Below are 1,167 nucleotides of genomic sequence, written 5' to 3' on the forward strand. Positions count from 1 at the left end.
ACCCCAATTCGGTTTAAGGTCCCCTCCTTTTTACTCAGATTATAGTCCACAACGATTCTTTCGACCTTGTTTTAGGCCGAAGATTTATTGTTTCACGCAAGTAAATTTAGAAAAGTGTGAGCTGTTTCGCTTCTGTTTCTCCCTCCATCTCAAACTCCATATTGATAGAGGGTTTTGTATCGTAGAAAGCATAAGCCGCCATTCCTGCCAAAAGGTTAACAATAAAGTTTGAGATACTTCTGTGGCGGGTATGAACAATCTGTGCCACGTTCTTGAGCATATCGTTAATGGTTTCGATAATGCTTCTTTTGCGGAGCATGATTTTGTCGTGCACATCCATTAAGCGGTTCTTCATATTAGTGCGTATTCCCGTGACGATGTGAACTCCCCTATCGAAGAGTGAAGCAAAAAGAGATTGTGAAATGTATCCCTTGTCCGCATAGAGCTTTCCGAATAAATCCTTAGTCAAGTTATTGAATACCTCCGGGTTACGATCGTCCACATTGGCTTTGGTAAGTGCAAAGTTGAGTAATTCCCCTCGTTCATTACACAGCAGATGCAGCTTAAAACCATAGTACCATCCCATCGTGCTTTTCCCTTTATGAGCATAGCCCTTGAAGACACGATTAGAATACTCACGCTTGTTTTCACACACGGGAATACGCGTTGAATCGATAAAAGTAATCCCTGTACATTCTCCCATCAGAGCTAATTTAAGGAAGAGCAAAAGGGGGATCGCCACTCGTGGCATACGTTCCACAAAGCGGGTATACGAAAGAAGGTTAGGGAACTCTTCTTTAAGTTCTCGACAGACGTAGAAGAGATAGAAATGTTTGAAATTGCGAAACGTATTGCTGTGGAACAACACAAGAATGGTAATCATTTCTGCATCGCTCATTCTTCCCTTTCTATTGCGAGTTTTAGGGGTGTTTGGAGAGGGCTTTGAAAGCGAAAGTGCTTTTTTGTTCAATTCCAACTCATATTCTTTGCAGAAATCATCTGCAATGCAATAAATTTCCGTAACTTTGCTGATAAGTTTCATAGAGGATTGTTTTTTGTTATCTGTTTGGTTATCAACAACAAATATACGAAAAATAATCCTCTTTTTGGGCTTTTATTGAAACTTCTTTTGAGGAAAAAGAAGAACTGCTTATCCCGAATTGGGGT

At 40.3% G+C, this 1,167-nt stretch carries 1 protein-coding gene; it reads right to left on the reverse strand.

The features are described 5' to 3' along the window. Positions 1 to 106: 106 nt before the first annotated feature. The gene (locus FHS60_RS10275) at positions 107 to 1,042 is read right to left on the reverse strand and encodes an IS982 family transposase (protein ID WP_183698176.1); all 936 of its coding nucleotides are present in this window, start codon (positions 1,040 to 1,042) and stop codon (positions 107 to 109) included. Positions 1,043 to 1,167 lie beyond the last annotated feature (125 nt).

Source organism: Alloprevotella rava (assembly GCF_014195585.1).
Taxonomy (GTDB): Bacteria; Bacteroidota; Bacteroidia; order Bacteroidales; family Bacteroidaceae; genus Alloprevotella; species Alloprevotella rava.